The following is a 25468-nucleotide window of genomic DNA, read 5'->3' on the forward strand; positions in this document are numbered from 1 at the left end:
ACGTCTCGCGACTGCTCACCCGCATCCTCCACGAGCTCAGGGACGGCCTCCTCCAGGACGACGCGGCGACCGACCGCGCGAGCGGCTGAACCGGGCGAATGGGCGACGGGATCCGGGGCAGCCGCGGCCACGTGAAGAAGCAGCAGGGCCAGGACGGACCCGACGGCTCCCGCGAGCAGCCCGAGGAGTCGATGGACGAACCGGCGACCGGGATCCGGAAGGAAGTCGGCGAGGCCGGCCGGCGCCTGCGCCGAGAGGCGACGTGGTTCGGGAAGGAACCAACGGGGGAACGGGGCAAGTCCCAGGGGGTCAGAAGCGGGCGAAAAGGGGCAGGAATGAGGTAGGGGCTTCTGGCCGTGGAGGGGTCCCTCGGAAGTCTGGAGCCAGGGGGGTGCGGAATCGTACACGAGGAGGCGGGTGAACCCCATGGAGGCTGCGAGCCGGACGGGAGAGGCGAGGCCTACGCGGGCGGAGGACCGTCTGCTGGTGGTGAGCCGGCACGGCGGACACCCCGGGGCCGTCGTCCTCGCGCTCGACGGCGAGCTCGACCACGACACGGTGGAACCCCTGCGGAACGCGCTGGCCGAGAGCGCGGGGGCCGTGCGCGTCGTCGTCGACTGCACGGGGCTGCAGTTCTGCGACTCGACCGGTCTGAACGTGCTCCTGCGGACGCGGCTGCGGCTGCTCGCCCAAGGCGGGCACCTGGACCTCGCCGGGCTGCGGCCGCCGGTCCGCCGCATCTTCGAGATCACCGGGGCGCTGCAGGTCTTCCAGGTGTACGCGGACACCGACGCCGCGCTCGCGGACACCGACGCCGAGGGCTGACCCCGGGAAGTCGCCGCACCGCGCGGTTCGGCGGCCCGGACGGGGCGGCAGCACCGTATGGCCGGCCCGCGCGTACGGCGTGCGCCCGCTCGTTCCCGCCGCCACGAGCTGACGGAGGGTGACGGAGTGGTGCGGAGTGTCGCGAACTCACGGAGCGGGCCCTGAGCGGCTGGTTCGGGCCCGCCGGGGAACCCGGGCAGGTCGCCGCCGAGGACGCCCTGCTGCTCGCCCCCGAGGCCGTCCTCCTGGAACGGCTCGCGGTGAGCTGGGGCTGCGTCTCCGGGCCGGGGGACGGCCGTGTGGTTCGAGGTGGAGGTGGTGGTGACGGCCCCGCCCGATGGACCGGGCCCGGCCTAGAGTGGAGGGTGATGCGGGACCTCCGTGCAGCCTGCACCCGGGCCCGCGCCACCCCCTGTGCGAGGTCCCCATGGCAGAGCACGGTTCCACCCCGGACCCGGCCGCGCCGCAGACGGAACCCGGGGAGGACGGCCTCCGACGGCTGCTCGCCGGGCTCACCGCCGTACGGGACGGCGACCTGTCCGTCCGACTCCCCGACACCGGGGGCGGCATCCTCGGTGAGATCGCCGGCGTCTACAACGACATGGTCGGCCAGCTGTCACTGGTCACCTCCGAGGTCACCCGGGTCGCCGGCGAGGTCGGCGGACAGGGACTGCTCGGCGGCCGGATCCGCGAACCCCCCGCACCCGGGGTATGGCGCGAGCTGACCTCCGGCGTCAACACCATGGCCGACAACCTCACCAACCAGGTCCGCTCCATCGCCCAGGTCGCCACCGCCGTCGCCGGCGGCGACCTCACACGGAAGATCCGGGTGGACGCACGCGGCGAGATCCTGGAACTCAAAGAGACCATCAACACCATGGTCGACCGGCTGTCCTCCTTCGCCGAAGAGGTCACCCGCGTCGCCCGCGAGGTCGGCACCGAGGGCAAACTCGGCGGCCAGGCCACCGTGCACGGCGTCTCCGGCACCTGGAAGGACCTCACCGACAACGTCAACTCCATGGCCGACAACCTCACCAACCAGGTACGCAACATCGCCCAGGTCACCACCGCCGTCGCCCAGGGCGACCTGACCAGCCGGATCGACGTCTCGGCACGCGGCGAGATCCTCGAACTCAAGACCACCATCAACACCATGGTCGACCAGCTGTCCTCCTTCGCCGCCGAGGTCACCCGCGTCGCCCGCGAGGTCGGCACCGAAGGCAAACTCGGCGGCCAGGCCGAGGTGGAGGGCGTCTCCGGCACCTGGAAACGACTCACCGAGAACGTCAACGAACTCGCCGGAAACCTCACCCGCCAGGTCCGCGCCATCGCCGAGGTCACCAGCGCCGTCGCCGAGGGCGACCTGACCCGCTCGATCACCGTCGACGCCCCCGGCGAGGTCAAAGACCTGCGCGACAACATCAACTCCATGGTCGAATCACTGCGCGCCACCACCCGCGCCAACCAGGAACAGGACTGGCTCCAGACCACCCTCGCCCGCATCACCGGCCTGCTCCAGGGCACCCGCGGCCTGCCCGAGATCGCCGAACTCATCATGGCCGAGGTGCCACCACTGGTCGGCGCCCAGTACGGCGCCTTCTTCCTCGCCACGGACGGCGAACGGGGCACCGAACTCGTCGTGACCGCCTCCTACGGCTCCCCCGACGACCCGCACACCCCACCCCGCCGCTTCCGCCCCGGCCAGTCCCTCGTCGGACAGGCCGCCCACGACCGCCGCACCCTCGTGGTCGAGCACGTACCCCCCGGATACGCCACCATCGCCTCCGGAACGGGCTCCGGCGACCCGGGCATGCTGATCGTCCTGCCGATCGTGGTCGAGGAACAGGTCCTCGGCGCCGTCGAGCTCGCGTCACTGAGCCCCTTCACACCCCTGCAGCGGGCTTTCCTCGACCGCTTCGTCGTCAGCGCGGGAGCCGTGCTCAGTTCGCTCGTCGCCAACCTCCGCACCGACGAACTCCTCGGCCAGTCACGTCAGCTCGCCGACGAACTCCGCTCCCGTACCAAGGAGCTGCAGACGGGACAGCAGGAACTCCAGCGTTCCAACGCCGAGTTGAAGGAGAAGGCCGCCCTTCTGGCCGAGCGGAACAAGGACATCGAGTCGAAGAACCTGGTCATCGAGCAGGCCCGGCAGGAGCTGGAGGAGCGCGCCCAGCAGCTCTCGCGCACCTCGATGTACAAGTCCGAGTTCCTCGCCAACATGAGCCACGAGCTGCGCACCCCGCTCAACAGCCTGCTCATCCTCGCGCGACTGCTCAGCCAGAACGCCGAGGGAAACCTGACGCAGAAGCAGATCGACTACGCCGAGGTCATCCACTCCGCCGGATCCGACCTCCTCCAGCTGATCAACGACATCCTCGACCTGTCGAAGGTCGAGGCCGGCAAGATGGACATCCGGCACGAACCCTTCGCCCTGCGGCAGCTCCTCGAGTACCTGGAGGCGACCTTCGGCCCGGTCGCCGACGAAAGGCACCTCGACTTCACCGTCACTCTGGCGGACGACGTGCCCGAGACTCTCGTCAACGACGAGGCACGCATCCGGCAGGTCCTGCGCAATCTGCTGTCCAACGCCCTGAAGTTCACCAACGAGGGCGGGGTGTCGCTGACCGTCGGGTACGCGTCCCCCGCCGAGACCCCGCCGACCCTGGCCGGGGCCGGGCACGTCCTCGCCTTCCGGGTCACCGACACCGGCATCGGCATCCCCGCCGAACAGCTCCGGAACGTCTTCGAGGCCTTCCAGCAGGGCGACGGCACGGTCGCCCGCCGGTACGGAGGGACCGGCCTGGGTCTCTCGATCAGCCGGGAGGTGGCCGGGCTCCTCGGCGGGGCGATCCAGGCGGAGAGCGTCCCCGGCCGCGGCAGCACCTTCACGCTCCACCTGCCGGCTCCGCGGCCCGCCGAACTCGCCGCGGAAGCCGACGGCTCCGCCGGCCGGGCGGGGACCGCCCCCGGCGCCTCCTCCGCCGACCGCCCGGACGGCACCGGCTCCCCCGACGGCCTCGCGGGCCGGACCGTGCTCGTGGTGGACGACGACGCCCGCAACGTGTTCGCCCTCACCGAAGTCCTGCAAGGGCACGGCTTCCGGGTCCTCACGGCCGACGGCGGCCGGGCCGGCCTCGACGTGCTCGCCGCCCACGACGAGATCGCGCTGGTGCTGATGGACGTCATGATGGCCGGGATGGACGGCTACTCGGCCATCGAGGCCATCAGGCGGATGCCGGACCGCGCGGGGCTCCCCGTCATCGCGGTCACCGCGAAGGCGATGCCGGGCGACCGCGCCCAGGCCCTCGCGGCGGGCGCCGACGACTACGTGGCCAAGCCCGTCGACGAGGACGAGCTGACGGCCAAGATCCGCAGCTGGCTCGCCGGTTGAGAGCGGACGCGGAGAGCGGGGCGCCGAGGGCGGCCGCCGGAGGCGGGTCCGCGGGTGTCGGCTCGGCTTCGGCTCGGCGCGCCGGTCGAGAGGTCACGCGGCCGGCGGTCGGCCCCTGACCCGTACGGCGACGATGCTGGTGTCGTCGTCGGTGTCGCCGGCCGCCGTGCCGAGCAGGGAGTCGACGAGCGTGTCCGGCGCGTGGCCCGCGAGCCGCTCCGCATCGGCGGCCAGCCGTGCGACGCCCACGTCGAGGCCGTCGTGGCGGCGCTCGATCAGCCCGTCGGTGTACAGCAGCAGGGTGTCCCCGGGGCGCAGCCCGATCCGCTGCTCCCGGTAGCCGTACTCGGGGACCGCGCCGAGCAGGAGGTCCTGCGGCGGTTCGAGCAGCCTCGCCGCGCCGTCCCTGAGCAGCACCATCGGCAGGTGCCCGGCGCTCGTCCAGAGCAGACCGCGGTCCTCGGGGTCGTACAGGGCGCAGACGGCGGTCGCGGTGATGCCGTCTCCGGTGCGGAGGGTCACCTCGTTGAGCCATTCCATCAGCTGCCGGGGCGAGTGGCCGGTGAAGGCGAGCGCCCGCTGGGCGTTGCGGAGCGCCACCATGCCGGTGACGGCGTCGATGCCGTGCCCCGCGATGTCGCCGACGGCCACGAGGATCCTGCCGCTGGGCAGCGCGAGCACGTCGTACCAGTCGCCGCCGACCCGGTACTCCCTCGCCGCCGGCCGGTACCGGGCGGCCACCACCAGGTCCCCGGGCATCTCCTGGAGCCCGGGCCCCTCGGGCACGATGGCCTGCTGGAGCTGGAGGGCCAGCTGATGGCGCACCTCCGCCTGGTCGTGCAGGGCGGTGAGGTGGTCGAAGGTGGCGGTGAGCGCGGCCTCGGTCCTGCGGCTGTCCGACACGTCCTGGTAGACCCCGGCGAGGCCGGTGACGATCCCCTCCGCGATCAGCGGTTCGGCGGCCACGCGCACGTGGCGGACGGTCCCGTCGGGGAGCGCGATCCGCAGGACCGTCTGCCCGCCCGTCTGGCGTTCGGTCACGGTCGTCACGAGGTCGGCGAGGGCGTCGCGGTCGTCCGGGCGCACCCGGTCGCGCAGCTCCGCGAGCGGGACCGGCGGTTCGTCGCGCGCCATGCCGAAGATGCCGTACGCCTCGGGTGACCACAGCGTCCCGCCGCCGGTCAGGCTGTCCTGGAAGGGGGCGACGCTCTGCAGCCGGGCGACCGCCCGGGCCGCGGCGAGGCCGGTGGCGCCGACGGTGTGCCACAGCACGATGGCGTGGCCTCCGCCGGCCGGAAGCACGCGCACGTCGAGGAGCGGCGGCGGGTCCCCGGGCCCGGGGGACGCCGGAAGCCGGGCGGCCTGCTGGGTGCGGGCGGTGCCGGCGGCGCGGCGTGCCATGCGCGCCAGGTCGGCGTGGACGAGGGGGAAGGCGCGGGCCAGGGAGGCGTCGCTCCCGGAGGAGGTGCCTCCGAGCGCGACGGCCCCTTCGTCGTTGAGGTGCTCGACGGCAGGTTCCCCGGACGTGCCGGGCACGGAGAGCAGCATCGCGGGCTGCGCGAGGGAGTCGAGCACGTCGACGAGGACGGGGACGGCGGCCGGTGGCGAACCGGCGGTGTCGAGGACCGTGCCCGCCACTTCCATGAGGCCGGTGAGGGCCCGGCGTGCCGTGGTGTCCAGGGGTGTGGGGCCCGGCCAGCCGACGAGGGCGACGCCGACGGTCCGGTCGCGGCGGCGCAGCGGGAGCAGGGCGCGGGCGGCGCGGGCGGTCGGGCCCGGGAGCACCTCGTCGGGGGGCGGCCCGTCCTCCAGCCAGACGGGTGTGCCGACGAGGACGGTACGGAACGGCTCGGGGGCGGCGGGTGGGATCCACTGCCAGGCGGCGGCCTCGGCGGCTCCCGCCCCCGCGCAGCCGGCGAGGCGCAGGCAGTCGCGGTCGACGCGCTGCCACAGCCAGAGACTGTCCACGCCGAGCGGAGCGAGTCCCTCGTCCAGGAGGGTCCTGGCCGCCTCGCCGACCGTGTCGGCGGCCTCCGCCGCGGCGGCCGTGCGGCGGGCCCGGCGGGCCTCGCCGGGGTGCGTGGGGGCCGCCCGGCCGGGCCGGGGTTCTTCGCTCTCCGGGGGGACGGTGACGGCGGGGCCGCTGCCGTCGGCGGCCGCGTTCACGATGTCCGCGGCGAGGTCCTCCGCGGACAGGCCGGTCGCCTGGGCGAGGGCGGAGAGGTACTCGGCGGCTTCGGAGGGCGGCAGCCGCAGCTGTGCGGCGAGCACTCCGGTGGCGAGGTCGAGGAGGTGGCGGCGGGCGAACCGGTCGTGCAGCCAGCGGTTCTCGGCGGCGAGTTCGTGGAAGCCGCGGGCGACGGCCGCGGGCCCGGCGGAGTCTTCGGAACCTGTCACGTCGACCTCCGTCCCGCCTCGCGCGGACGTCCGGAGCCCGTGTGCGGACACGATCCGGATTTTACTCGTACGCGCACGCGTGCGGCCGCTCGTGGCCGGCGGGCCAGGCGGATCGCGCACCTCGCCTCCGTCAGCCGGACGGCTCCTCCGGGGCGGGGTGCTCGGGATGGGCGGTGCCTTCCCGGACCCGGCCCCGGGGGCCCGTGCCGGCCTCGTCGGTGTCCGGCGGGCTCGCCTCGCGGTCCCCTTCGGGGAGGGGGACGGACAGCGGGTCCTCCACCGTGGCCTGCTGGTCCTCGGGCTCCCGGGGCACCGGCTCGTCCGGATGCCGTGGCTTCCGCGGCTCACTCATCCTGGTCACCTTCCTTCGCTCCGGGGTTCTCCCTCGCGGGTGAGGGGCATGAGCCCGATGCACTCGGCGTCGATGCGGTCGGCGACCTCCGTCAGCGCGCCGACCAGCGCCTCGACCGTCTCCGGTTCGAGGCCCGAGTCGTACGCCTCGGCCGATTCACGCCAGTTCTCGGCGAGGCGCCGCAGGAGGAGGGTCACCTCGTCGGCGGGAAGCAGGAGGGGGCCACCGGGGACGTGGACGAGGGACATCGACGCGTTCATCGGAACCGGCCTCCGGGGTGCGGGACGGGCGTCACGGCGTCGTGTCCGCGGACGATGACGACGGGGCAGGACGCGTGCACGGCGCACTGCCGGCTGACCGAGCCCAGGAGCAGGCTCGTGAAGCCGCCCCGGCCGCGACCGTCGACGACGAGCAGGCCGGCGCCGGCCTGCGCCTCGATCAGCACCTTGGCGGGGTACGAGGCGGGTGAGCCGTCGACGCCCACGACCACGTGGGATCTGCCGTCGCTGAAGTCCATGACGTGCCCCTTCGCTGACGTGCTCGACCGGGCCCGGGGTGGCGTACGGGACGCAGGTCCCCGTCCCCTCTCCCCGACCGACTACCCGCTGCTCCGGCCCGTACGCGTGGATACGGACGCGTGAGGGCCGGACGCGCGGGTAGACGCGGGCCGAAGGCGGGGGCCGGCCGGCAGGGGAGGTCGCGGTGGACACCTCCGAGGGGATCGCCCGGCTGCTGCGCGCGTACGGACGGACGCCGAGGAGGCGGGGATCACCCTGCGGGACGAGCCCGCCCCGCTGTACCGGCTCCTCGTCCTCACCGTCCTGTGCTCGGTCCGGATCAGGGCCGGCATCGCCACGGCCGCCGCGCGCGAGCTGTTCGCCGCCGGGCTGCGGACCCCCCGCGCCATGGCGGACTCCTCCTGGCGGGCCCGTGTGGACGCGCTCGGGCGGGCGCACTGCGTCCGGTACGACGAGAGCACGGCGACCGCCCTGGGTGACGGCGCGGCGCTGGTCCTCGACCGCTACCGCGGCGATCTGCGGCGGCTCCGCGAGCGGGCCTCCGGGGAGCCGGAGAAGCTGCGCGGGCTGCTCCAGGAGGTGCCCGGGATCGGCCCGGTGGGCGCGGGCGTCTTCTGCCGCGAGGCGCAGGCCGTCTGGCCGGAGCTGCGCCCGCACTTCGACGAACGCGCGCCGGCGGAGGCCGCCGCTCTCGCCCTCCCCCACACCCCGGCGGGCCTCGCCCGTCACGTCCCCCGAAGGACCTGGCCCGCCTGGCGGCCGCCCTCGTGCGCGCCGGCCTGTCCGGGAAGGAGGGCGCGGCGGAGGTCCTGCGTGCCGCGTGAGGCCGCGCGGTACGGAAGGAGCCGTCAGGATGGACGTGTGCGAACGGAACCGGCCGGAAGGAAACGGTTGGGAACGGAGCCGGCCGGCAGGGACCGCTTGCGAACGGCACCGGCCGGCAGGGACCGGTTGCGAACGGACCGATCGGAAAGGACCCGGTCATGACCGCACCACCCCTCACCCCCACCACGCTCGGCCCCCACAGCGACCTGGCCCAGGTCTCCGAGCTCGCCCAGCAGCTCCGGGTCGACTCGGTGCGGGCCAGTACGGCCGCGGGCTCCGGGCACCCGACCTCCAGTCTGTCGGCGGCCGATCTGATGGCGGTCCTGATGGCCCGCCACCTCCGCTACGACTGGGCGACGCCCGACAACCCGGCCGGTGACCACCTGGTCTTCTCCAAGGGGCACGCATCGCCCCTGCTGTACGCGATGCTCAAGGCCGCCGGGGCGATCGGCGACGACGAGCTGATGTCGACGTACCGCCGCTTCGGCCACCGGCTCCAGGGCCATCCGACGCCCGAGCTGCCCTGGGTGGACGTGGCCACGGGCTCCCTCGGCCAGGGCATCGGCTACGCCGTCGGGATCGCCCTCGCGCTCCGGCATCTGGAGCGGCGGTCCTCCCGGGTGTGGGTGCTGTGCGGGGACGGCGAGACGGCCGAGGGCTCCGTGTGGGAGGCCCTCGACAAGGCCGGACACCACCGGCTCGGCAATCTCACCGTCCTGCTCGACGTGAACCGCCTCGGCCAGAGCGGGCCCACCGAGCTGGAATGGGACACCGACACGTACGCCCGCCGCGTGGAGGCCTTCGGGTGCCGGGCGCTCGTGGTCGACGGCCATGACCTCGAGGCGATCGACCGGGCCCTGACCGCGGCCGCCGGCAGCCGGTCGCCGACCGTCGTGGTCGCCAGGACCGTGAAGGGCCGTGGCGTGGCGGAGATCGCCGACAAGGACGGCTGGCACGGCAAGGCGCTGCCCGAGGACCTGGCCGCCCGCGCGGTCGCCGAACTCGGCGGCGTACGCGATCTGCGGGTGCGTGGTCCGCAGCCGCCCGCCCGTCCGCCCGCGCGCCCCTCCGCCCGGCATGCCGAGCCGGTGGAGCTGCCCCGCTACGAGGTCGGCGACGCCGTGGCCGCCCGGGTCGCGTTCGGTGCCGCCCTGGCCGCGCTCGGTGCCAGGCCGGACGTCGTCGTCCTCGACGCCGAGGTCGGCAACTCGACCCACGCCGAGGAGTTCGCGAAGGCCCACCCGGAGCGGTACTTCCAGACGTACATCGCCGAGCAGCAGATGATCGCGGACGCGGTCGGCATGGCCGTGCGCGGCTTCCGCCCGTACGCCGCGACCTTCGCCGCCTTCCTCACCCGCGCGCACGACTTCATCCGGATGGCCGCCGTCTCGCGGATCTCGATGGCGCTGTGCGGGTCGCACTGCGGGGTCGAGATCGGCGCGGACGGCCCGTCGCAGATGGGCCTCGAGGACCTCGCCATGATGCGCGCCGTCCTCGGCTCCACCGTGCTGTACCCGAGCGACGCGACCTCCGCGGCCGCGCTGACCGCGGCCATGGCCGACCGGGACGGGATCTCCTACCTGCGTGCCACCCGCGGCGCCTATCCGGTCCTGTACGACGGTGACGAGACGTTCCCCGTCGGCGGGTCGAAGACCCTGCGCCAGAGTCCGGACGACCGGGTCACGCTCGTCGGCGCCGGTGTCACGCTGCACGAGTGCCTGGCGGCCGCGGACGAGCTGGCCGCCGAGGGGGTACGGGCCCGGGTCGTCGACCTGTACTCGGTCAAGCCCGTCGACGGGGGCACCCTCGCGCGCGCTGCCAGGGAGACCGGCGCCGTCCTGGTCGTCGAGGACCACCATCCCGAGGGCGGGCTCGGCGAGGCCGTCCTGTCGGCGCTCGCGGCGGACGCCGGGCGGCCCGCCTTCCCCCGTCTCAGCTTCGGCCATCTCGCCGTCACGGAACTGCCCGGGTCCGGCACCACGGCTGAGCTGCTCGACGCGTGCGGCATCTCCCGTACGCACATCGCCCGGGCGGCCCGGGCACTGATCGCGCGATAGGAACCACATCACCCTTCGATACGAAAGTCCCTCCTTCCGATCGTTTCTGTCGGTTGGCCGGGCTCTGCGTGTTATCGCCACCCCGCGGTCCGCCGTACGCGACCATGACGGACGCCGAAACCGTCACAGATGAGCGGAAGAAGGACCCACGTGCCCGGCAGCGACAGCGAGAACCCGGCGATCGCCTCCCCCACCCCCACCGAGACCCGGCCCAAGACCAACGCGGACTGGTGGCCGAACCAGCTGGACCTCCAGGTCCTCCATCAGAACTCGCCCCTGTCCGATCCGATGGGCGAGGACTTCGACTACGCGAAGGAGTTCGCGGGCCTCGACGTCGAGGCGCTGAAGCGGGACGTCATCGCGCTGATGACGGACTCCCAGGAGTGGTGGCCCGCCGACTACGGCCACTACGGGCCGCTCTTCATCCGGATGAGCTGGCACGCCGCGGGGACGTACCGCATCGCGGACGGCCGGGGCGGCGGCGGCCGCGGCGCCCAGCGCTTCGCCCCGCTGAACAGCTGGCCCGACAACGCGAGCCTGGACAAGGCGCGCCGGCTGCTCTGGCCGGTCAAGCAGAAGTACGGGCGGAAGATCTCCTGGGCCGACCTGCTGGTCTTCGCCGGCAACTGCGCCATGGAGTCCATGGGGTTCAAGACCTTCGGGTTCGGCTTCGGGCGCCCGGACGTGTGGGAGCCCGAGGAGATCTTCTGGGGCCCCGAGGACACCTGGCTCGGGGACGAGCGCTACAGCGGCGACCGGGAGCTGACCGGTCCCTTCGGCGCCGTGCAGATGGGCCTGATCTACGTCAACCCGGAGGGCCCCAACGGCAATCCGGACCCGATCGCCGCCGCACGGGACATCCGGGAGACGTTCGGGCGCATGGCGATGAACGACGAGGAGACCGCCGCGCTCATCATCGGCGGCCACACCTTCGGCAAGTGTCACGGAGCGGTCGATCCGCAGTACGTCGGCCCGGAGCCCGAGGCCGCCCCGATGGAGCAGCAGGCCCTCGGCTGGCGGAACACGTACGGCACCGGCAAGGGCGCCGACACGCTGACCAGCGGGCTCGAAGGGGCGTGGACCAACGAGCCGACGAGGTGGGACAACGGCTACCTGGACAACCTGTTCCGGTACGAGTGGGAGCTGACGACCAGCCCGGCCGGCGCCCAGCAGTGGACCCCCAAGGACCCGGCGGCGAAGGGCACCGTGCCCGACGCGCACGACCCGTCGAAGCGGCACGCCCCGATGATGCTGACGACGGACCTCTCGCTGCGGCTCGACCCGGTGTACGCGCCGATCGCGAAGCGCTTCCACGAGCACCCGGAGGAGCTCGCGGTGGCGTTCGCCAAGGCCTGGTACAAGCTGCTGCACCGTGACATGGGCCCGCTCTCGCGCTACCTCGGCCCGTGGGTCCCCGAGCCGCAGCTCTGGCAGGACCCGGTCCCCGCGGTCGACCACCCGCTGGTCGGCGAGGCGGACGTCGCCGCCCTCAAGGCGAGGATCCTCGACTCCGGGCTCTCCGTCTCCGAGCTGGTCACCACCGCCTGGGCGTCGGCCGCGAGCTTCCGCGGCACGGACAAGCGCGGCGGTGCCAACGGTGCGCGGATCCGGCTCGCGCCGCAGAAGGACTGGGAGGTCAACGACCTGCCCGAGGTGGCCCGGACGATCGAGACCCTCGACGGGATCCGCGCGGACTTCACGGGCGCGGCCGGGGCGCGGATCTCGCTCGCGGACCTCATCGTGCTCGGCGGGTGCGCGGCCGTGGAGCGGGCCGCGAAGAACGCCGGGTACGACGTCACGGTCCCGTTCGCGCCGGGGCGCACCGACGCCTCGCAGGAGCAGACCGACGTGGAGTCGTTCGCGGTGCTCGAACCCCGGGCGGACGGCTTCCGCAACTACCTCCGGGCGGGCGAGAAGCTGTCGCCGGAGACCCTTCTCCTCGACCGCGCCAGCCTGCTGACCCTGACCGCCCCCGAGATGACGGTCCTCGTCGGCGGCATGCGGGTGCTCGGCACCGGATTCCGGCAGTCGGCGCACGGGGCCTTCACCGACCGGCCGGAGTCGCTGACGAACGACTTCTTCGTCGGGCTCCTCGACATGGGCACGGAGTGGAAGGCCTCGGCGGCCGACGAGAACGCCTTCGAGGGCCGTGACCGCGCCACGGGCGAGGTGCGGTGGACCGCCACGCCGGTCGACCTCGTCTTCGGTTCGCACTCCCAGCTGCGGTCCCTCGCGGAGGTGTACGCGTCGGCGGACGCGGGAGAGAAGTTCGCGCACGACTTCGTGGCGGCGTGGGACAAGGTGATGAACCTCGACCGGTTCGACCTGCGCTGAACCCGCCCCTCCCGGCCGGCTCATCGGGCCGGCCGGGAGGGGGCTGCCGTGCCTGGTGGTGTGGACACCAGGTGCGGTACGCACTCCCTCGGGGCGCCCGGCGCTGCCACTGTCGTCACCATGAACCGGCACACCACTCTGATCACCGGCGTCACCCAGGGCATGGGGCACGCGCTCGCGCTCGACCTGGCGCCTCGCGGCGGCACCCTCCTCCTGCACGGCCGGAACGCCTCACGCCTCGAGGCCGTGGCCGCCGAGGCCCGGGCCGCGGGGCCCGGCACCACCGTCCGCACGTACCTCGCCGACCTCTCCGACCTGGACCAGGTCCGCGCGATGGCCGCCCGGATCCGGGCGGCGGAGCCGCACCTCGACGGGCTGATCCACAACGCGGTGGCCGGGGGCGGCGCGCAGCCGCTCACCCGGGAGCTGAGCGGCCAGGGCCATGAACTCCGCTTCGCGGTCAACCACCTGGCCCCGTACGCACTCACCCGAGCCCTGCTGCCGCTGCTCACCGCCTCGGCTCCGGCGCGGGTCGTGAACGTCGCCTCGATGGGGCAGGAGGCCGTCGACCTCGACGACGTGATGCTGGAGCGGGGCTACGAGGGCCTGCGCGCGTACTGCCGGAGCAAGCTGGCCATGATCATGGCGACCTTCGAGCTGGCCGACGAGCTGGAGGGCACCGGGGTCACGGTGAACGCCCTGCACCCGGCCCACCTGATGGACACGCCCGGCGTCCGCGCCTACGGCCTCACGCCGGTCATCACCACGGAGGAGGGCGTCCGCCCGACCGTACGCCTGCTTCTGGACCCGGACCTGGCCGGCGTCACCGGCCGTTACTTCGACCGGTTCGCCGACGCGCGGGCGCACGAGCAGGCGTACGACACGGAGGCGCGCGAGCGCCTGATGAGGATGACGCACGAGCTGATCGGGTAGGGCGGGTCACTCTCTCGGTCACTCCCCTGGACCGCGCGCCTCGCCGCGCGGGGCGCCGCAGCACACAATCACTCTGAGTGATGTGTGCATCACGACACGAGTCCCGCCGGTGAGGAAGAGAGCCATGATCGACAAGCCCGCCATCGTCCTGGTCCACGGTTTCTGGGGTGGCGCCGCCCACTGGGCGAACGTCATCGTCGAGCTGAACAAGCGTGGGTACGACCAGATCCACGCCGTCGAGAACCCGCTCACCTCGCTCGCCGACGACGCCGAGCGCACCCGCAAGATGATCAACCAGGTCGCCGGGCCGGTCGTCCTGGTCGGCCACTCGTACGGCGGCGCGGTGATCACCGAGGCGGGCAACCTGCCGAACGTCACCGCGCTCGTCTACATCGCCGCCTTCGCGCCGGACGCCGGCGAGAGCCCCGGCCAGATCACCCAGCAGATGCCTCCGGCGGGCTTCGACAGCATCGTCCCGGACTCCGACGGATACCTGTGGATCAAGAAGGACGAGTTCCACCAGACCTTCTGCCAGGACCTCACCGCCGACGAGGCCCTGGTCATGGCCGTCACCCAGAAGGCGCCGGTCGGCTCCACCTTCGGCGACACGGTCACCGTGCCCGCCTGGCGCACCAAGCCGAGCTGGTACCAGGTGTCCACCCAGGACCACGCGATCCACCCGGACAACGAGCGCCGCATGGCGCAGCGCATCAACCCGCGCAAGGTCGTCGAACTCGACGCCAGCCACGCCTCCCTGGCCTCCCGGCCCGAGGACGTCGTGAACCTGATCGAGGACGCGGTGAACGCGACGACGGGCTGACGCGCTCCCCTGCCGGTGCCGTCACCGCGCTCCCGCGGCGGCGGCGCCGGCCGGGCACCGCCCGCGCGGGCCTGACGGGTGATGTTCGCGCGGGTCGGCGGCGCCTCGGCCGTCGCGCGGCGCCCACCGGCCAATACTCCGGCCATGAGACCACCCCGCTCCAAGCCCGGACCGCCCCGGTCCGCTCGACGGTCGCACCGCGCCGCCGTCACCGCCGTCGCCGCGCTCCTCGCCCTCGCCGCCCCGGCCGCGGCGGCCGGCGCCCCGACGAACGACACCCGCCACGGCCGGCCCTGCGTCGCCTCCCGGCTGCCCGAGCGCGGCCCGGCGCGCGAGGTCCTGCGGATCGCCGAGGCGGCCGAAACGGAGATGGGCCTCAAGTCCGTGATCCTGCGGGTCACCGTCGACGGCCGCGAGCTCGTCACCGCCGCGCTCGGCGAGTCGATGACGGGCGTACCGGCCACGCCCGCCATGCACTTCCGCAACGGCAACATCGCCATCAGCTACATGGGCACGGCGCTGCTGCGGCTCGTCGACCAGGGCAGGGTGCGCCTCGACGACCCCGTCGCCCGCTGGCTGCCCGGCCTCGAGGACGGCGACCGGATCACCCTGCGGATGCTGGCGGCCTCCACCACCGGCCTCGTCGACTACGTCCGGCTGCCCGAGTTCCAGCAGGCCGTCCTGGCGGATCCGTTCCGCCAGTGGACGGCCGACGAGCTCGTACGGCTGTCGACGGGCAAGGACCGCTGGTACGAGCCGGGCACCAACTGGAGCTACTCGCACGCCGGCTTCGTGCTCCTCGGCGCCGCCCTGGAGAAGATCACCGGCACACGGCTCGACGTCCTGCTCCGGCGTCAGGTCCTCGGCCCGCTCGGGCTGCGCGAGACGGGCAACGGCTTCACGCCCGACATCCCGACGCCCGTCCTGCACGCCTTCACGTCCGACCGGGGCAGGTACGAGGAGTCGACCTTCTGGAACCCCTCGTGGACCACGGCTCCGGGCGCGGTGGAGACCACCGACATCTGCGACCTGGCGAGCTCGGCCGTCGGCATCGGCTCGGGCCGGCTGCTCTCGCCCGCGTCGTACGAGGAGCTGCTGGACCCGGGGACGGTCGGCCTGGGCCACGCCACCCGCACGTGTCCGGCGACGGTCTGCCTCGCGCAGACGGAGGCCACCCACTACGGCCTGGGGCTGCTCGTCCTGGGCGACTGGGTGTCCCAGCACCCCTTGTTCTTCGGGTACTCGGCGTCCCAGGACTACCTGCCGTCCGAACGTCTCGCCATCGCGGTGTCGACCACCAACGGCCCGAACGCCGCGGCGGGTCACTCGGCCCACACGATCGCCCAGCGCATCGCGGCCGCCCTGGCTCCGGCCCACCCCATCCCCGACTTCGGCTGAGGACCGACAGCCGTCAGCCGGCGGCCGGCTCAGACCGCTGCCGAATCGCCGTCCGGCGTGTGTTCGGCGGCCTCGGCCTCGGCGGCGGTGTAGGAGGAGGCGAAGGTGAAGGCGCGCGGGGACGGTCCGTGCGCCCGCAGGTCCTCGAGCCGTTCGACGGCCTCGGCGACGGTCGGGACGTGCCCGGCGGGCACCCACCAGAGCACCAGATGCGCCTCGACGTGCCGGTGGAACCAGTCGCGCCGCTGCCGCACGACCTCCAGGTGCCCGCTGCGGTAGGCGAAGTCCCACAGGGCCTCCTGGGTCTCCCACACGGACAGGTTGACGATGACGTCGTCGCCCAGCGGGCGCAGGCCGGTGGCGTCGGCCCCGCCGTCCTCCACGAGCCGCCACACGAAGCCGGGCGCTCCGTCGGCGGCGGCGTTGACCGGGTCGAGCGCCTCGACGAACGGCGCGACGCGCGGGTCGTCGAGGGGGTGACGGAGCCGTGCGACGTTGAGCTGGGCAAGGTGGACGGGGCGCGTGGGTGCGGTCATGGCCTCATCCCAGCACGCGCCGGTTTTCTATGTCAATCATCATTGTTTTTAGAACTCAGACAGAAGCCTCCACCGCCTCGACCACCACACAGCACTCCCCCGGCCGGGCGTCCATACGGGCGCGCACGGGACCCTCCGTGCCGAGCAGCCCTTCGAGCAGCGCGAGGTTCATGCCGCAGACGAGCGGCGGAAAGCTTTCGGCGACGGCATGGAAGGGGCAGTTGCGCATCCGGACGGCGCCCGCGGCCTCCCCCTCGACGTCCTCCCGGTACGGCTCGTAGCCGCGGGCCGCGAGCGCCTCCACGGCCTCGCCGAGGCCGCCGCACGGACCCGCCGGGCCGCGCAGGGCCTCGCCCCGACGGCGGGCCGCCGCGCAGAGCCCGGCATCGAGCCCGGCCTGCTCGGCGGCCTCGGCGAGCAGCTCGGCGGCGGTGCGGTAGTCGCGGGCGGGCAGCGACACCGAGCGCTCGCCCCGCGCCCGCGTGTACACCTTGGCGGGGCGGCCCGCCCCGGGCCCCGAGCGCCCCGACAGCCGGCGGCTGCCGCTCTCGAGGAGTCCGGCCCCGGTCAGCTTGTCCAGATGGTGCGCGGCGAGCGTGCGCGCCACCCCGGTCGCCTCGGCGGCCTCGTTCCGCCCGACCTCGCGGCCCTGCGCCACCACGTACTCGTACAGGCGGCGCCGTACAGGATCCTGCAGCACCGCGATCGCGTCGATGTCCTCCACGGGACCATTCTAGGAACAACGCAGGTTAGTGATAGAACCGTGTGATGACGGAAGCGACGAAGCCGGAGCCGGACGCGCGGCCGCGGGTGCGCAGGCAGCCGCAGCAGGCGCGCAGCCGGGCACGGGCCGAGGCCATCCTCGCGGCGGCCGACCGGATCCTGTCCCAGGAGGGGTACGAGGCGCTGACGATGCGGCGGATCGCCGAGGAGGCGGGTGTGCCGGTCGGCAGCATCTACCAGTTCCATCCCGACAAGAGCGCCGTCGTGGACGCGCTCGGCCGGCGGTACCTGGAGGGCTTCGAGACCGCGATCGACGGGCTCGTCGAGCGAGCCGTCGCGGGTGAACTGACCGATCTGGTGGGGACGATGGTCGACGTCTACACCGAGCTGTTCCGGTCCCAGCCGGGCGGGATGGCGCTGTGGGCCGGGCGGCACCTCAGTCCCGAGCTCGCCCGGGCGGACGAGGCGAGCAACGCGCTCATCGCCGACGGCCTGCGGCGGATCATCGAGCGCCTGACCGGCGGTTCCGGCGGCGAGCGGGCGCAGCGGGCGACGCGGATGGTGGTGTGGGCGGCCAACGCCGTGCTGCACGAGGTGTTCAAGGGCGGCGGCGAGCCGGACCTGGAGACCGTGGACGAGCTCAAGCGGATGCTGCACTGCTACTGGGAGGACCTGCGCGGCCGGCTGACGACCGGCTGACGGCCGGGCAGGGGGATCCGGCCTGTCCCAGCCATAGAACGTGAACGCGTGTTCATGTTACGTTGCGGCCCACCTCGGACGGCAGGCCGGCAGTCGGCGCGCCGCAGTGAAGGCAGGTGCCCGTGACCATCAGTCCCACCGAACTCCCCCAGCTCCCGGCCGACTTCGTCTGGGGCGCCTCGACCGCCGCGTACCAGATCGAGGGCGCGGCCGACGAGGACGGCAAGGGGCCGTCGATCTGGGACACCTTCGTGCGGCGCCCCGGGGTCGTCCGCGACGGCCACACCGGCGACACGGCCTGCGACCACTACCACCGGTTCGACGAGGACGTCGCACTGATGCGGCGACTCGGGCTCGACGCGTACCGCTTCTCGGTCTCCTGGCCGCGCGTCCTGCCGACCGGTGCGGGCAAGATCGAGCCGCGCGGCCTGGACTTCTACGACCGGCTGGTCGACGGGTTGCTCGCCGCCGGGATCGAGCCCACGCCGACCCTCTTCCACTGGGACCTGCCGCAGGCCCTGGAGGACGAGGGCGGCTGGCTGAACCGCGCGACCGCGTACCGGTTCGCGGAGTACGCGGCGGTGACGGCGGAGCGGCTCGGCGACCGGGTCAAGCGGTGGATCACCCTGAACGAGCCCTTCGTGCACATGTCCTTCGGGTACGGCTTCGGCGTCCACGCCCCGGGGCGCGCCCTGCTCCTCGACGCGCTGCCGGTCGCACACCACCAGCTGCTCGGCCACGGCCTCGCGACGGAGGCGCTGCGGGCCGCCGTCCCGGACGGTCAGGTGCTGATCGCCAACAACTGCACGCCCGTGCGTCTGCGTACGGACGCCCGTCCCGACGTCGACGCGGCGGCGGCCTCGGCGTACGACATCCTGCACAACAGGCTCTTCAACGACCCGGTCCTCCTGGGGAGTCACCCCGACCTCTCGGCCTACGGCATGGCCGATCCGAGCTGGGGAGGCGTGGTGCGCGACGGTGATCTCGCCACGATCGCCGCGCCGCTCGACGGGCTCGGGATCAACTACTACAACCCGACCTGGGTGACGGCCCCGGCCGATCCCGCCGCGGGCCTGCCCTTCGATCTGGCGGAGCCTCAGGAGGCGTACCGGCGTACGGCGTTCGACTGGCCCGTCGTCCCCGACGGGCTCACGGAGCTGCTCACCGGCCTCAAGTCCCGCTACGGCGACGCGCTTCCGCCCGTGTGGATCACCGAGAACGGCTGCTCGCAGCCGGCCGGTACGGATGACCGGGAGCGCATCGACTACCTCGCCGGACACCTCGCGGCCGTCGCCGACGCGGTGGCCCGAGGGGTGGACGTGCGCGGCTACTTCACCTGGTCACTGCTCGACAACTTCGAGTGGGCCGAGGGGTACCACCAGCGCTTCGGCCTGGTCGAGGTCGACTTCGCCACCGGGCGCCGCACGCCCCGGGCGAGCTTCGCGTGGTACCGGGACCTGATCGCCTCGCAGCGGGCCCGAACGTCCTCATGACCCGGGCCCGCACGCAGGGCGCGGCGGACGGGGCCGGCCGGGCCGCCGTCCTCGCCGAGCCCACCGTCCCGGTCTCGGCCGGATGGACGGCGAGCCTCTCGCTGGCCACCCTGGCCGTCTTCATGGCCTTCATGACACCCATCCAGATCCTGCTGCCGCTCCAGCTGGAGCACATCGACCCGCAGGACAAGAACACCGCCCTGTCGCTGGTCACCGGCCTCGGCGCGCTGGTCGCGGTCCTCGCCAACCCGCTCGCCGGCGCGTGGTCGGACCGGACCACGAGCCGCTTCGGCCGACGCCGGCCCTGGATCCTCGGCGGTGCGCTCGCCGGGGCGGCGGGCCTCGCCTTCACCGCCTCCCAGCACACCGTGTGGGGCGTCGCCGTCGGGTGGTGCCTCGCGCAGGCCGGCCTCAACGCGATGCTGGCCGGTGTCACCACCCCGATCGCCGACCGCGTGCCGCTCGGGCAGCGCGCCCAGGTCTCCGGCTGGACGGGCCTCACGCAGTCCATCGGCCTGGTCCTCGGCGCGCTGATCACGACGCTCCTCGTCACCGGCGTCGGGTCGGGCTACGTCACGCTCGCCGTGCTCACCGTCGTCCTCGCCCTCCCCTTCGTCCTGCGCCAGACCGAGCCCGCGCTGCCCAAGGCCCTGCGCCCCGCCTTCGACGGCCGCGCGTTCGCCCGCTCGTTCTGGCTGAGCCCCCGGCAGCACCCCGACTTCGGCTGGGCGTGGCTCACCCGGTTCCTGATCAACCTCGGGAACGCGCTCGGCACGCTCTACCTGTTCTACTTCCTCGCCGACGCCGTCCACTACGACGACCCCGGCACCGGCGTCCTGATCCTGACCGTGGTCTACACCCTCTGCGCCGCGCTCACGGCCGTCCCCGTGGGCGTCCTGTCCGACCGCGCGGGGCGCCGCAAGGGCTTCGTCGCCCTCTGTTCGGTCGTCATGGCCGCCGCCGCGCTGCTGCTCGCCCTGCTCCACACCTGGCCGTCCGCGCTCGCCGCCGCGGCCGTCCTCGGCGCGGGGTACGGCATCTACCTCGCCGTCGACCAGGCCCTGGTCACCCAGGTCCTGCCCGAGGCGGCCGACCGCGCCAAGGACCTGGGCGTCATCAACATCGCCAACTCAGGCCCCCAGGTCCTCGCGCCCGCCCTCGCCTCGCCGGTCATCGCCCACCTCGGCGGCTACACCGGCCTGTACGCGACGGCAGCCCTGGCCATCCTCCTCGGAGGCGTCCTCGTCCGCCGCGTCCGAGGCGTGGCGTAGCGCCCCGGATCTCCGTCTCGATCTCTGAAATTGTTCATTCAGAGCCTTGATCCCTGTTGGAGTCCATGCGAGATTCGGCGCACCGCAGTGCGGGCACATGACTGCGGTGCGTCCGGATACACAGGAATCGCTGCGGGGAGAGGTCTCCACCATGCCGGTCCAACACACCCCCGGGGAACGTCTCTCGATGGAGAGGCGCACCATCGAGGTCATCCCCGACGCCGAGCGGCACGGTACGCCGCGCAGCCAGTTCACGCTGTGGTTCGGCGCCAACATGCAGATCACCGCGATCGTGGACGGCGCGCTGTCCGTCGTCTTCGGCGCCGACGCGCTGTGGGCGATACCCGCGCTGCTGATCGGCAACGTGCTCGGCGGCATCGTGATGGCGCTGCACTCCGCGCAGGGCCCGCGGCTCGGCGTACCGCAGATGATCTCCAGTCGCGCGCAGTTCGGCGTCCACGGCGCGGTCCTGCCGCTGCTCCTCGTGATCCTCATGTACCTCGGCTTCGCCGCGACCGGCAGCGTGCTCGCCGGCCAGGCGATGTCCGAGCTGCTGCACATCGACGACGCACGGATCGGCATCCTCGTCTTCGGCGTGCTGACCGCCGTGGTCGCCGTCACCGGCTACCGGCTCATCCACGCCGCCGGCCGGATCGCCACCGTCGCCGGAGTGCTGGGCCTCGGCTACCTCCTCGTGCGGGTGTTCACCCAGTACGACGTCGGCGCGCACGTCGGGACCAAGGGCTTCGAGACGGCGACGTTCCTGCTCGCCGTCGGGCTCGGCGCGGGCTGGCAGCTGACCTTCGGCCCGTACGTCGCCGACTACTCGCGCTATCTGCCGCGCGACACCAGCACACGCGCCACGTTCTGGTCCACGTTCGCCGGTTCCGTGATCGGCTCCCAGTGGGCCATGACCCTCGGGGCGCTCACCGCGGCCGTCGCCGGCAAGGCCTTCCTCACCGACCAGGTGGGCTTCCTCGGCGACCTGGCCGGGCCCGCGGGCCTCGCCCTCCTCGTCTACCTGGTGATCGTGGTCGGCAAGCTGACCGTCAACTGCCTCAACGCGTACGGCGGTTTCATGTCGATCCTGACGACCGTCACCGCCTTCGACGGCCGCTCACGCATCTCGACCGCGGCCCGCGCCGCCTACATCGTCGGCTTCACCGCCGTGTCGATCGGCATCGCGCTCGCCGCCAGCGCCGACTTCCTGAACAACTTCAAGAACTTCGTGCTCCTGATCCTGATGGTGTTCACCCCGTGGAGCGCGATCAACCTGGTCGACTACTACCTGGTCTCCCGCGAACGCGTCGACATCCCCGCCCTGTACGACCCTGCCGGCCGCTACGGGCGCTGGAACGTGACCGCACTGACCTGTTACGTCGTGGGTGTCGCCGTCCAGATCCCGTTCCTGGCCACGAAGCTGTACACCGGCGCGATCACGAAGAAGCTCGACGGCGCCGACATCTCGTGGATCGTCGGCCTCGCGGTCACCGCGGCCCTGTACTGGGTGTGGGTGCGGCGCACCGCCGACCCGCCCGCCGAGACGGTCCATCCGTCCGCCGCCGACGACGACCGGTCCACCGCGCCCGTCGCCTGACCCGCACTCACCTCACCGGATCGGCCTCCTCGGGCTGCGGGTGCCGGGCGGACCAGCGGGCGAAGGCGAGGACCGAGAAGACGATCGACGTGACGCCGCGCGGGCCGAGCCAGCCGATCGCGATGCGCTCGGGGCGGCTGAACGCCGTCCCCGAGAGCGAGGCGATCACGGGCACGGAGCGGGCCACGACGAGGACGAGCAGCGCGTAGGCGAAGTACCGGAGGACGTGGCCGCCGGTGAACGCCTGCGTCGCCACCGCCCCGAAGGCGTACCAGGCGGCCAGGGCCGGCAGATGGCTGACGTCGTTCACCAGGCCGAGGGAGTCCTCGCTGAGTTCGGACGCGACGTGCGCGTACCAGAGGCCGGCGACGAACGCCGCGACGAAGCCGTCGCCGTCGACGAGGACGGAGGCCGAGTAGGCCGGGAAGGGCAGGGCGAGCCCGGCCAGACGCAGGCTCGCGGGCTCGGCCCAGCCGGACCTCAGCGCCCACCGCACCGCCTCGGAGGCGAGGAATCCGAGGACCGAGCCGACGATCGTCGCGCACACCGCGCCCTTGAGGGCGTTCGTGACGAGGTGTCCGAAGGCGTCGCCCTCGGAGACGACGTGGGCGAGGCAGAACACGAAGAGCGGCGAGATGAGCCCGTCGTTGAAGCCGCCCTCGATGTTGAGCGCCGCACGCACCCGCAGGGGGAGCCGCTCGTCGCGCAGGAGCATCAGGACGGGGGCGAGGTCCATGGGCATGACGACGAGGGCGATGACGGCGAGCAGCCACCAGCCCGTGCCGGGGAAGACGAGGGCGCCGAACAGCACGGCGAGGACGAGGGACCCCGGCAGGGCGAGCCCGAGCAGCCGCACCTGACCCACGGGCTCGCGCAGCCGCGCGTACTCGCGGGCCTCGGTGGCGTCCGTGAACAGCATGACCGCGAGGACGAGCTCGAAGGCCCGCTGGAAGGTGTGGGTGTCCGCGTCGAGGGGGACGACCGGGTGATCTCCGCCGCTGAGCAGGATGCCGGCCGCGGCGAAGGCGATCGGGGCGGTGATGCTCCACCGCGACAACCGGTGCGAGACGAGGACCCACAGGAACAGCAGGGTCAACAGGACCGAAGAGTGCGATCACGGTGCCATGTCCTGACAGACGTGAACATTCACCGCGCCGGTGCGACGGACGACGGCGAGTAGTCGTCGACCGTCACGGAGTCGTGGTGGCGTGTGCTCCTCGTGGCGAGACGGAAAAGGGCGCGGCCGGGGCCCGCGGGCAGGGCGGAGATCAGGCGGGCGCCCTGGGCCAGTCCTCGTACGCCGAGACGGGACGTGGGGATCAGGGTCTTCGCCGCGCTCAGCGCGGCCTCGCGGCTGCCTCGTACGTGCTCCGCCATCGCGCGCTCGTAGGCGGGGAAGGCACGTTCGTGGTCGCCACCCGCCCGCGCGAGCTCCCCCGCGAGGACGTACGCGCCGACGACGGCCAGGCTGGTGCTGCCGCCGACGGCGGGACCGGGGCTGTAGCCGGCGTCGCCGACGAGCGTCACCCTTCCCCGCGACCATGTGTCCATGCGCAGCTGGGTGATCGAGTCGAAGTAGAACGCCGGGGTGCGGTCGAGTTCGTCCAGCCAGCGGTCCACATCGGCGTGCATGCCCGCGAAAGCGCCGCGCAACAGCTCCTTCTGCCGGGGGACGTCGCGGTGGTCGCAGTCGAGTTCGCGCTCGCTCCGGAACAGGAACAAGGCCCGCGCGTCGCCGAGGTGACGCGCGCCGTACATGCCGACGGTGCGGCCGACGCCGACGTGCATGAGGAGTTCGCCGTCGAGGACCGAGGCGTCGGGCAGGGTCAGCACCCCGAAGTAGGCCCCGATGAAGGCGTGGTGGCGCGACTCCTCGCCGAAGACGAGGCGGCGCACGGTGGAGTGCAGGCCGTCCGCGCCGACGACCAGGTCGAAGCGGCGCGGGGAGGCCTGTTCGAACCGCACCTCGCCGGCAGGCGAGATCGCGGTGACCGAGTCGCCGAAGACGTACTCGACGTCGTCGCGTGTGACGTCGCGGTAGATCTCGCTCAGGTCGTCGCGCATGATCTCGACGTGCCGGTCGGAGGCGGCGCCGAAGATCTTGGAGAGGTCCGCCCGGACGGGACGCCGTGAGCCCTCCGGGTGGACGGTCATCCGGGTCGTGCCGGTGGCCCGCTCCTCGATGCGCGGGAGCACGCCCATCTTCTCGGAGATGCCCATCGCGGGCCGGAAGAGGTCGACCGCGTGGCCGCCGGTCCTGCGCAGGGCCGGTGCGCACTCGACGACGGTGACGGAGAAGCCGTGCCGGGTGAGCCAGTAGGCCAGCACCGGTCCGGCGACGCCGGCACCGGAGACGAGGATCCGCATGGGACCCCTCCTTTCGTTCAGTCCACCCGTACGGCGTGGAGCGCGGTGAAGGCCAGCAGCGGGGTGGCGGTGCGCTGCGGGTCCTCGATCAGGGGCGAGTGCCCGAGGCCGGGCAGCAACTCGACCTCCGCGCCGGGAACGGCGCGGTAGTCGGCGGCGGACGAGGACCTCCATCGGCGGTCGTCCTCGCCGAAGAGCACGAGGAGCGGCTTGCCCAGGGTCGTCAGCCGGTCCGGCAGCGCCCGCTGCTCCAGGTAGGAGCGCGTGGCCTGCATCGTCGCGGTGAACGTGTGAAGGGTCATCTCGCGTACGTCGTCCAGGAGTTCCTCCGGGATCCGGTACCCCTCGCGGCTGACCGCGGTGCTCGCGAAGTGGCGGAGCTGCTCGTCGCTCGGCGGCCACTGCGGGGAGCCGGTCGCGGCGGGCTCCGGTGCGATGAAGGCGCCGAGGCCGGGGCCGGTGTTGACGAGCGCGAGCGCGGTCACCAGGTCGGGCCGGTGTTCGGCGAGGGCCGTGGCGACGACGCCGCCGCTGGAATGGCCGACGACCACGGCACGTTCGACGCCGAGCCGCTCCAGCACCGCACCGACCCGGCCCGCCTGGTCCGGGACGGCGTAGCTGCGGTCGTCCGGTTCGGCCGATCGCCCGTGTCCGAGCAGGTCGATCCGGATGACACGGTGAGAGCCGGTCAGCAGGGGAACCATCGGGTCCCATGAGCGCGTCGAGGACGCGGAACCGTGGAGGAGCAGGAGCGCGGGTGCGTCGCGGGGGCCGTCCTGGCACACGTGGATGTCGCCGTCGTCCAGCGGCAGAAGCGAACTCTCGGTGGTTTCGGCGCCGTTGTCCACCCACGGACCGCCGTCGGAAGCTGTCATGTGCCGATCGTCCGCGCCGGCACGCTCCGGCGTATTGGACGAATGTTCCCCCCGGCC

At 73.0% G+C, this 25468-nt stretch carries 20 protein-coding genes and 1 pseudogene; 12 read left to right on the plus strand and 9 right to left on the minus strand.

Annotated features, from left to right (window positions below):
- The first annotated feature begins 426 nt into the window (after positions 1-426).
- Entirely contained in the window at positions 427-825 is a 399-nt protein-coding gene (locus tag ACFYX3_RS19105) for an STAS domain-containing protein (RefSeq protein WP_389014602.1), read from the plus strand.
- 427 nt (positions 826-1252) lie between these two features.
- On the plus strand, positions 1253-4216 hold the full coding sequence (locus ACFYX3_RS19110; RefSeq protein WP_389014605.1) for a HAMP domain-containing protein: 2964 nt from the start codon (positions 1253-1255) through the stop codon (positions 4214-4216).
- Between the two features lie 93 nt (positions 4217-4309).
- On the opposite strand, the gene ACFYX3_RS19115 is transcribed toward ACFYX3_RS19110, so the two are convergent.
- From ACFYX3_RS19115 to ACFYX3_RS19130, 4 genes are all read right to left on the minus strand, one after another.
- The gene (locus ACFYX3_RS19115; protein WP_389014608.1) at positions 4310-6613 is read right to left on the minus strand and encodes a SpoIIE family protein phosphatase; all 2304 of its coding nucleotides are present in this window, start codon (positions 6611-6613) and stop codon (positions 4310-4312) included.
- 130 nt (positions 6614-6743) lie between these two features.
- Positions 6744-6965 carry a hypothetical protein gene (locus ACFYX3_RS19120; RefSeq protein ID WP_389014611.1) on the minus strand — a complete coding sequence of 74 codons (222 nt, stop codon included), beginning with the start codon at positions 6963-6965 and terminating at the stop codon, positions 6744-6746.
- A gap of 5 nt (positions 6966-6970) precedes the next feature.
- Positions 6971-7225 (minus strand): DUF6213 family protein, encoded by a 255-nt coding sequence (locus tag ACFYX3_RS19125; RefSeq protein ID WP_389014614.1) that lies wholly within the window; start codon positions 7223-7225, stop codon positions 6971-6973.
- On the minus strand, positions 7222-7482 hold the full coding sequence (locus ACFYX3_RS19130) for a universal stress protein (RefSeq protein WP_389014617.1): 261 nt from the start codon (positions 7480-7482) through the stop codon (positions 7222-7224). The genes ACFYX3_RS19125 and ACFYX3_RS19130 overlap by 4 nt, the downstream gene beginning before the upstream one ends.
- A 250-nt stretch (positions 7483-7732) precedes the next feature.
- Here ACFYX3_RS19130 and ACFYX3_RS19135 point away from each other — a divergent pair.
- From ACFYX3_RS19135 to ACFYX3_RS19160, 6 genes and pseudogenes are all read left to right on the plus strand, one after another.
- Positions 7733-8307 (plus strand): annotated as a pseudogene (locus ACFYX3_RS19135) (endonuclease).
- Positions 8308-8466: 159 nt separating this feature from the next.
- The gene (locus ACFYX3_RS19140; RefSeq protein WP_389014620.1) at positions 8467-10365 is read left to right on the plus strand and encodes a transketolase; all 1899 of its coding nucleotides are present in this window, start codon (positions 8467-8469) and stop codon (positions 10363-10365) included.
- A gap of 150 nt (positions 10366-10515) precedes the next feature.
- Entirely contained in the window at positions 10516-12699 is a 2184-nt protein-coding gene (gene katG / locus ACFYX3_RS19145; RefSeq protein WP_389014624.1) for a catalase/peroxidase HPI, read from the plus strand.
- A gap of 120 nt (positions 12700-12819) precedes the next feature.
- Positions 12820-13632, plus strand: a complete 813-nt coding sequence (locus tag ACFYX3_RS19150; RefSeq protein WP_389014627.1) for an SDR family NAD(P)-dependent oxidoreductase — start codon at positions 12820-12822, stop codon at positions 13630-13632.
- A gap of 124 nt (positions 13633-13756) precedes the next feature.
- Complete coding sequence (locus tag ACFYX3_RS19155) at positions 13757-14452, plus strand: alpha/beta hydrolase (protein WP_389014630.1); 696 nt, start codon at positions 13757-13759, stop codon at positions 14450-14452.
- Positions 14453-14596: 144 nt separating this feature from the next.
- Positions 14597-15850, plus strand: a complete 1254-nt coding sequence (locus ACFYX3_RS19160; RefSeq protein WP_389014633.1) for a serine hydrolase domain-containing protein — start codon at positions 14597-14599, stop codon at positions 15848-15850.
- 29 nt (positions 15851-15879) lie between these two features.
- Here the strand turns inward: ACFYX3_RS19160 and ACFYX3_RS19165 are convergent, their stop codons facing one another.
- Both ACFYX3_RS19165 and ACFYX3_RS19170 read right to left on the minus strand, forming a co-directional pair.
- Positions 15880-16386 (minus strand): DUF3291 domain-containing protein, encoded by a 507-nt coding sequence (locus ACFYX3_RS19165; RefSeq protein ID WP_389014636.1) that lies wholly within the window; start codon positions 16384-16386, stop codon positions 15880-15882.
- Positions 16387-16441: 55 nt separating this feature from the next.
- Positions 16442-17110 carry a helix-turn-helix transcriptional regulator gene (locus ACFYX3_RS19170; protein WP_389014639.1) on the minus strand — a complete coding sequence of 223 codons (669 nt, stop codon included), beginning with the start codon at positions 17108-17110 and terminating at the stop codon, positions 16442-16444.
- Positions 17111-17154: 44 nt separating this feature from the next.
- On the opposite strand from ACFYX3_RS19170, the gene ACFYX3_RS19175 reads away from it, so the two are divergent.
- The 4 genes from ACFYX3_RS19175 to ACFYX3_RS19190 all read left to right on the plus strand — a co-directional run bounded on the left by ACFYX3_RS19175 (position 17155) and on the right by ACFYX3_RS19190 (position 22169).
- Positions 17155-17808: a TetR/AcrR family transcriptional regulator gene (locus ACFYX3_RS19175; protein ID WP_389014642.1), complete on the plus strand. Its 654-nt coding sequence runs from the start codon at positions 17155-17157 to the stop codon at positions 17806-17808.
- A gap of 116 nt (positions 17809-17924) precedes the next feature.
- Positions 17925-19301, plus strand: a complete 1377-nt coding sequence (locus ACFYX3_RS19180; protein WP_389014645.1) for a GH1 family beta-glucosidase — start codon at positions 17925-17927, stop codon at positions 19299-19301.
- A complete protein-coding gene (locus tag ACFYX3_RS19185; RefSeq protein ID WP_389014648.1) occupies positions 19298-20572 on the plus strand; it encodes an MFS transporter in 1275 nt (424 codons plus the stop codon). Before ACFYX3_RS19180 ends, ACFYX3_RS19185 begins: the two co-directional genes overlap by 4 nt.
- Before the next feature lie 151 nt (positions 20573-20723).
- Positions 20724-22169, plus strand: coding sequence for a purine-cytosine permease family protein (locus ACFYX3_RS19190; protein WP_389014651.1), 1446 nt, complete (start codon positions 20724-20726; stop codon positions 22167-22169).
- Positions 22170-22176: 7 nt separating this feature from the next.
- Here the strand turns inward: ACFYX3_RS19190 and ACFYX3_RS19195 are convergent, their stop codons facing one another.
- Genes ACFYX3_RS19195 through ACFYX3_RS19205 form a run of 3 tightly spaced genes read right to left on the minus strand, consistent with a single transcriptional unit; the run spans position 22177 to position 25411 of the window.
- Positions 22177-23265 (minus strand): cation:proton antiporter, encoded by a 1089-nt coding sequence (locus ACFYX3_RS19195; RefSeq protein ID WP_389014654.1) that lies wholly within the window; start codon positions 23263-23265, stop codon positions 22177-22179.
- 50 nt (positions 23266-23315) lie between these two features.
- Positions 23316-24536 carry an FAD-dependent monooxygenase gene (locus ACFYX3_RS19200; protein ID WP_389014658.1) on the minus strand — a complete coding sequence of 407 codons (1221 nt, stop codon included), beginning with the start codon at positions 24534-24536 and terminating at the stop codon, positions 23316-23318.
- 17 nt (positions 24537-24553) lie between these two features.
- Positions 24554-25411, minus strand: a complete 858-nt coding sequence (locus ACFYX3_RS19205; protein ID WP_389014661.1) for an alpha/beta fold hydrolase — start codon at positions 25409-25411, stop codon at positions 24554-24556.
- Positions 25412-25468 lie beyond the last annotated feature (57 nt).

The sequence above is a fragment of the Streptomyces sp. NPDC002463 genome, assembly GCF_042889835.1.
In the GTDB taxonomy this organism is placed as follows: domain Bacteria; phylum Actinomycetota; class Actinomycetes; order Streptomycetales; family Streptomycetaceae; genus Streptomyces; species Streptomyces nymphaeiformis.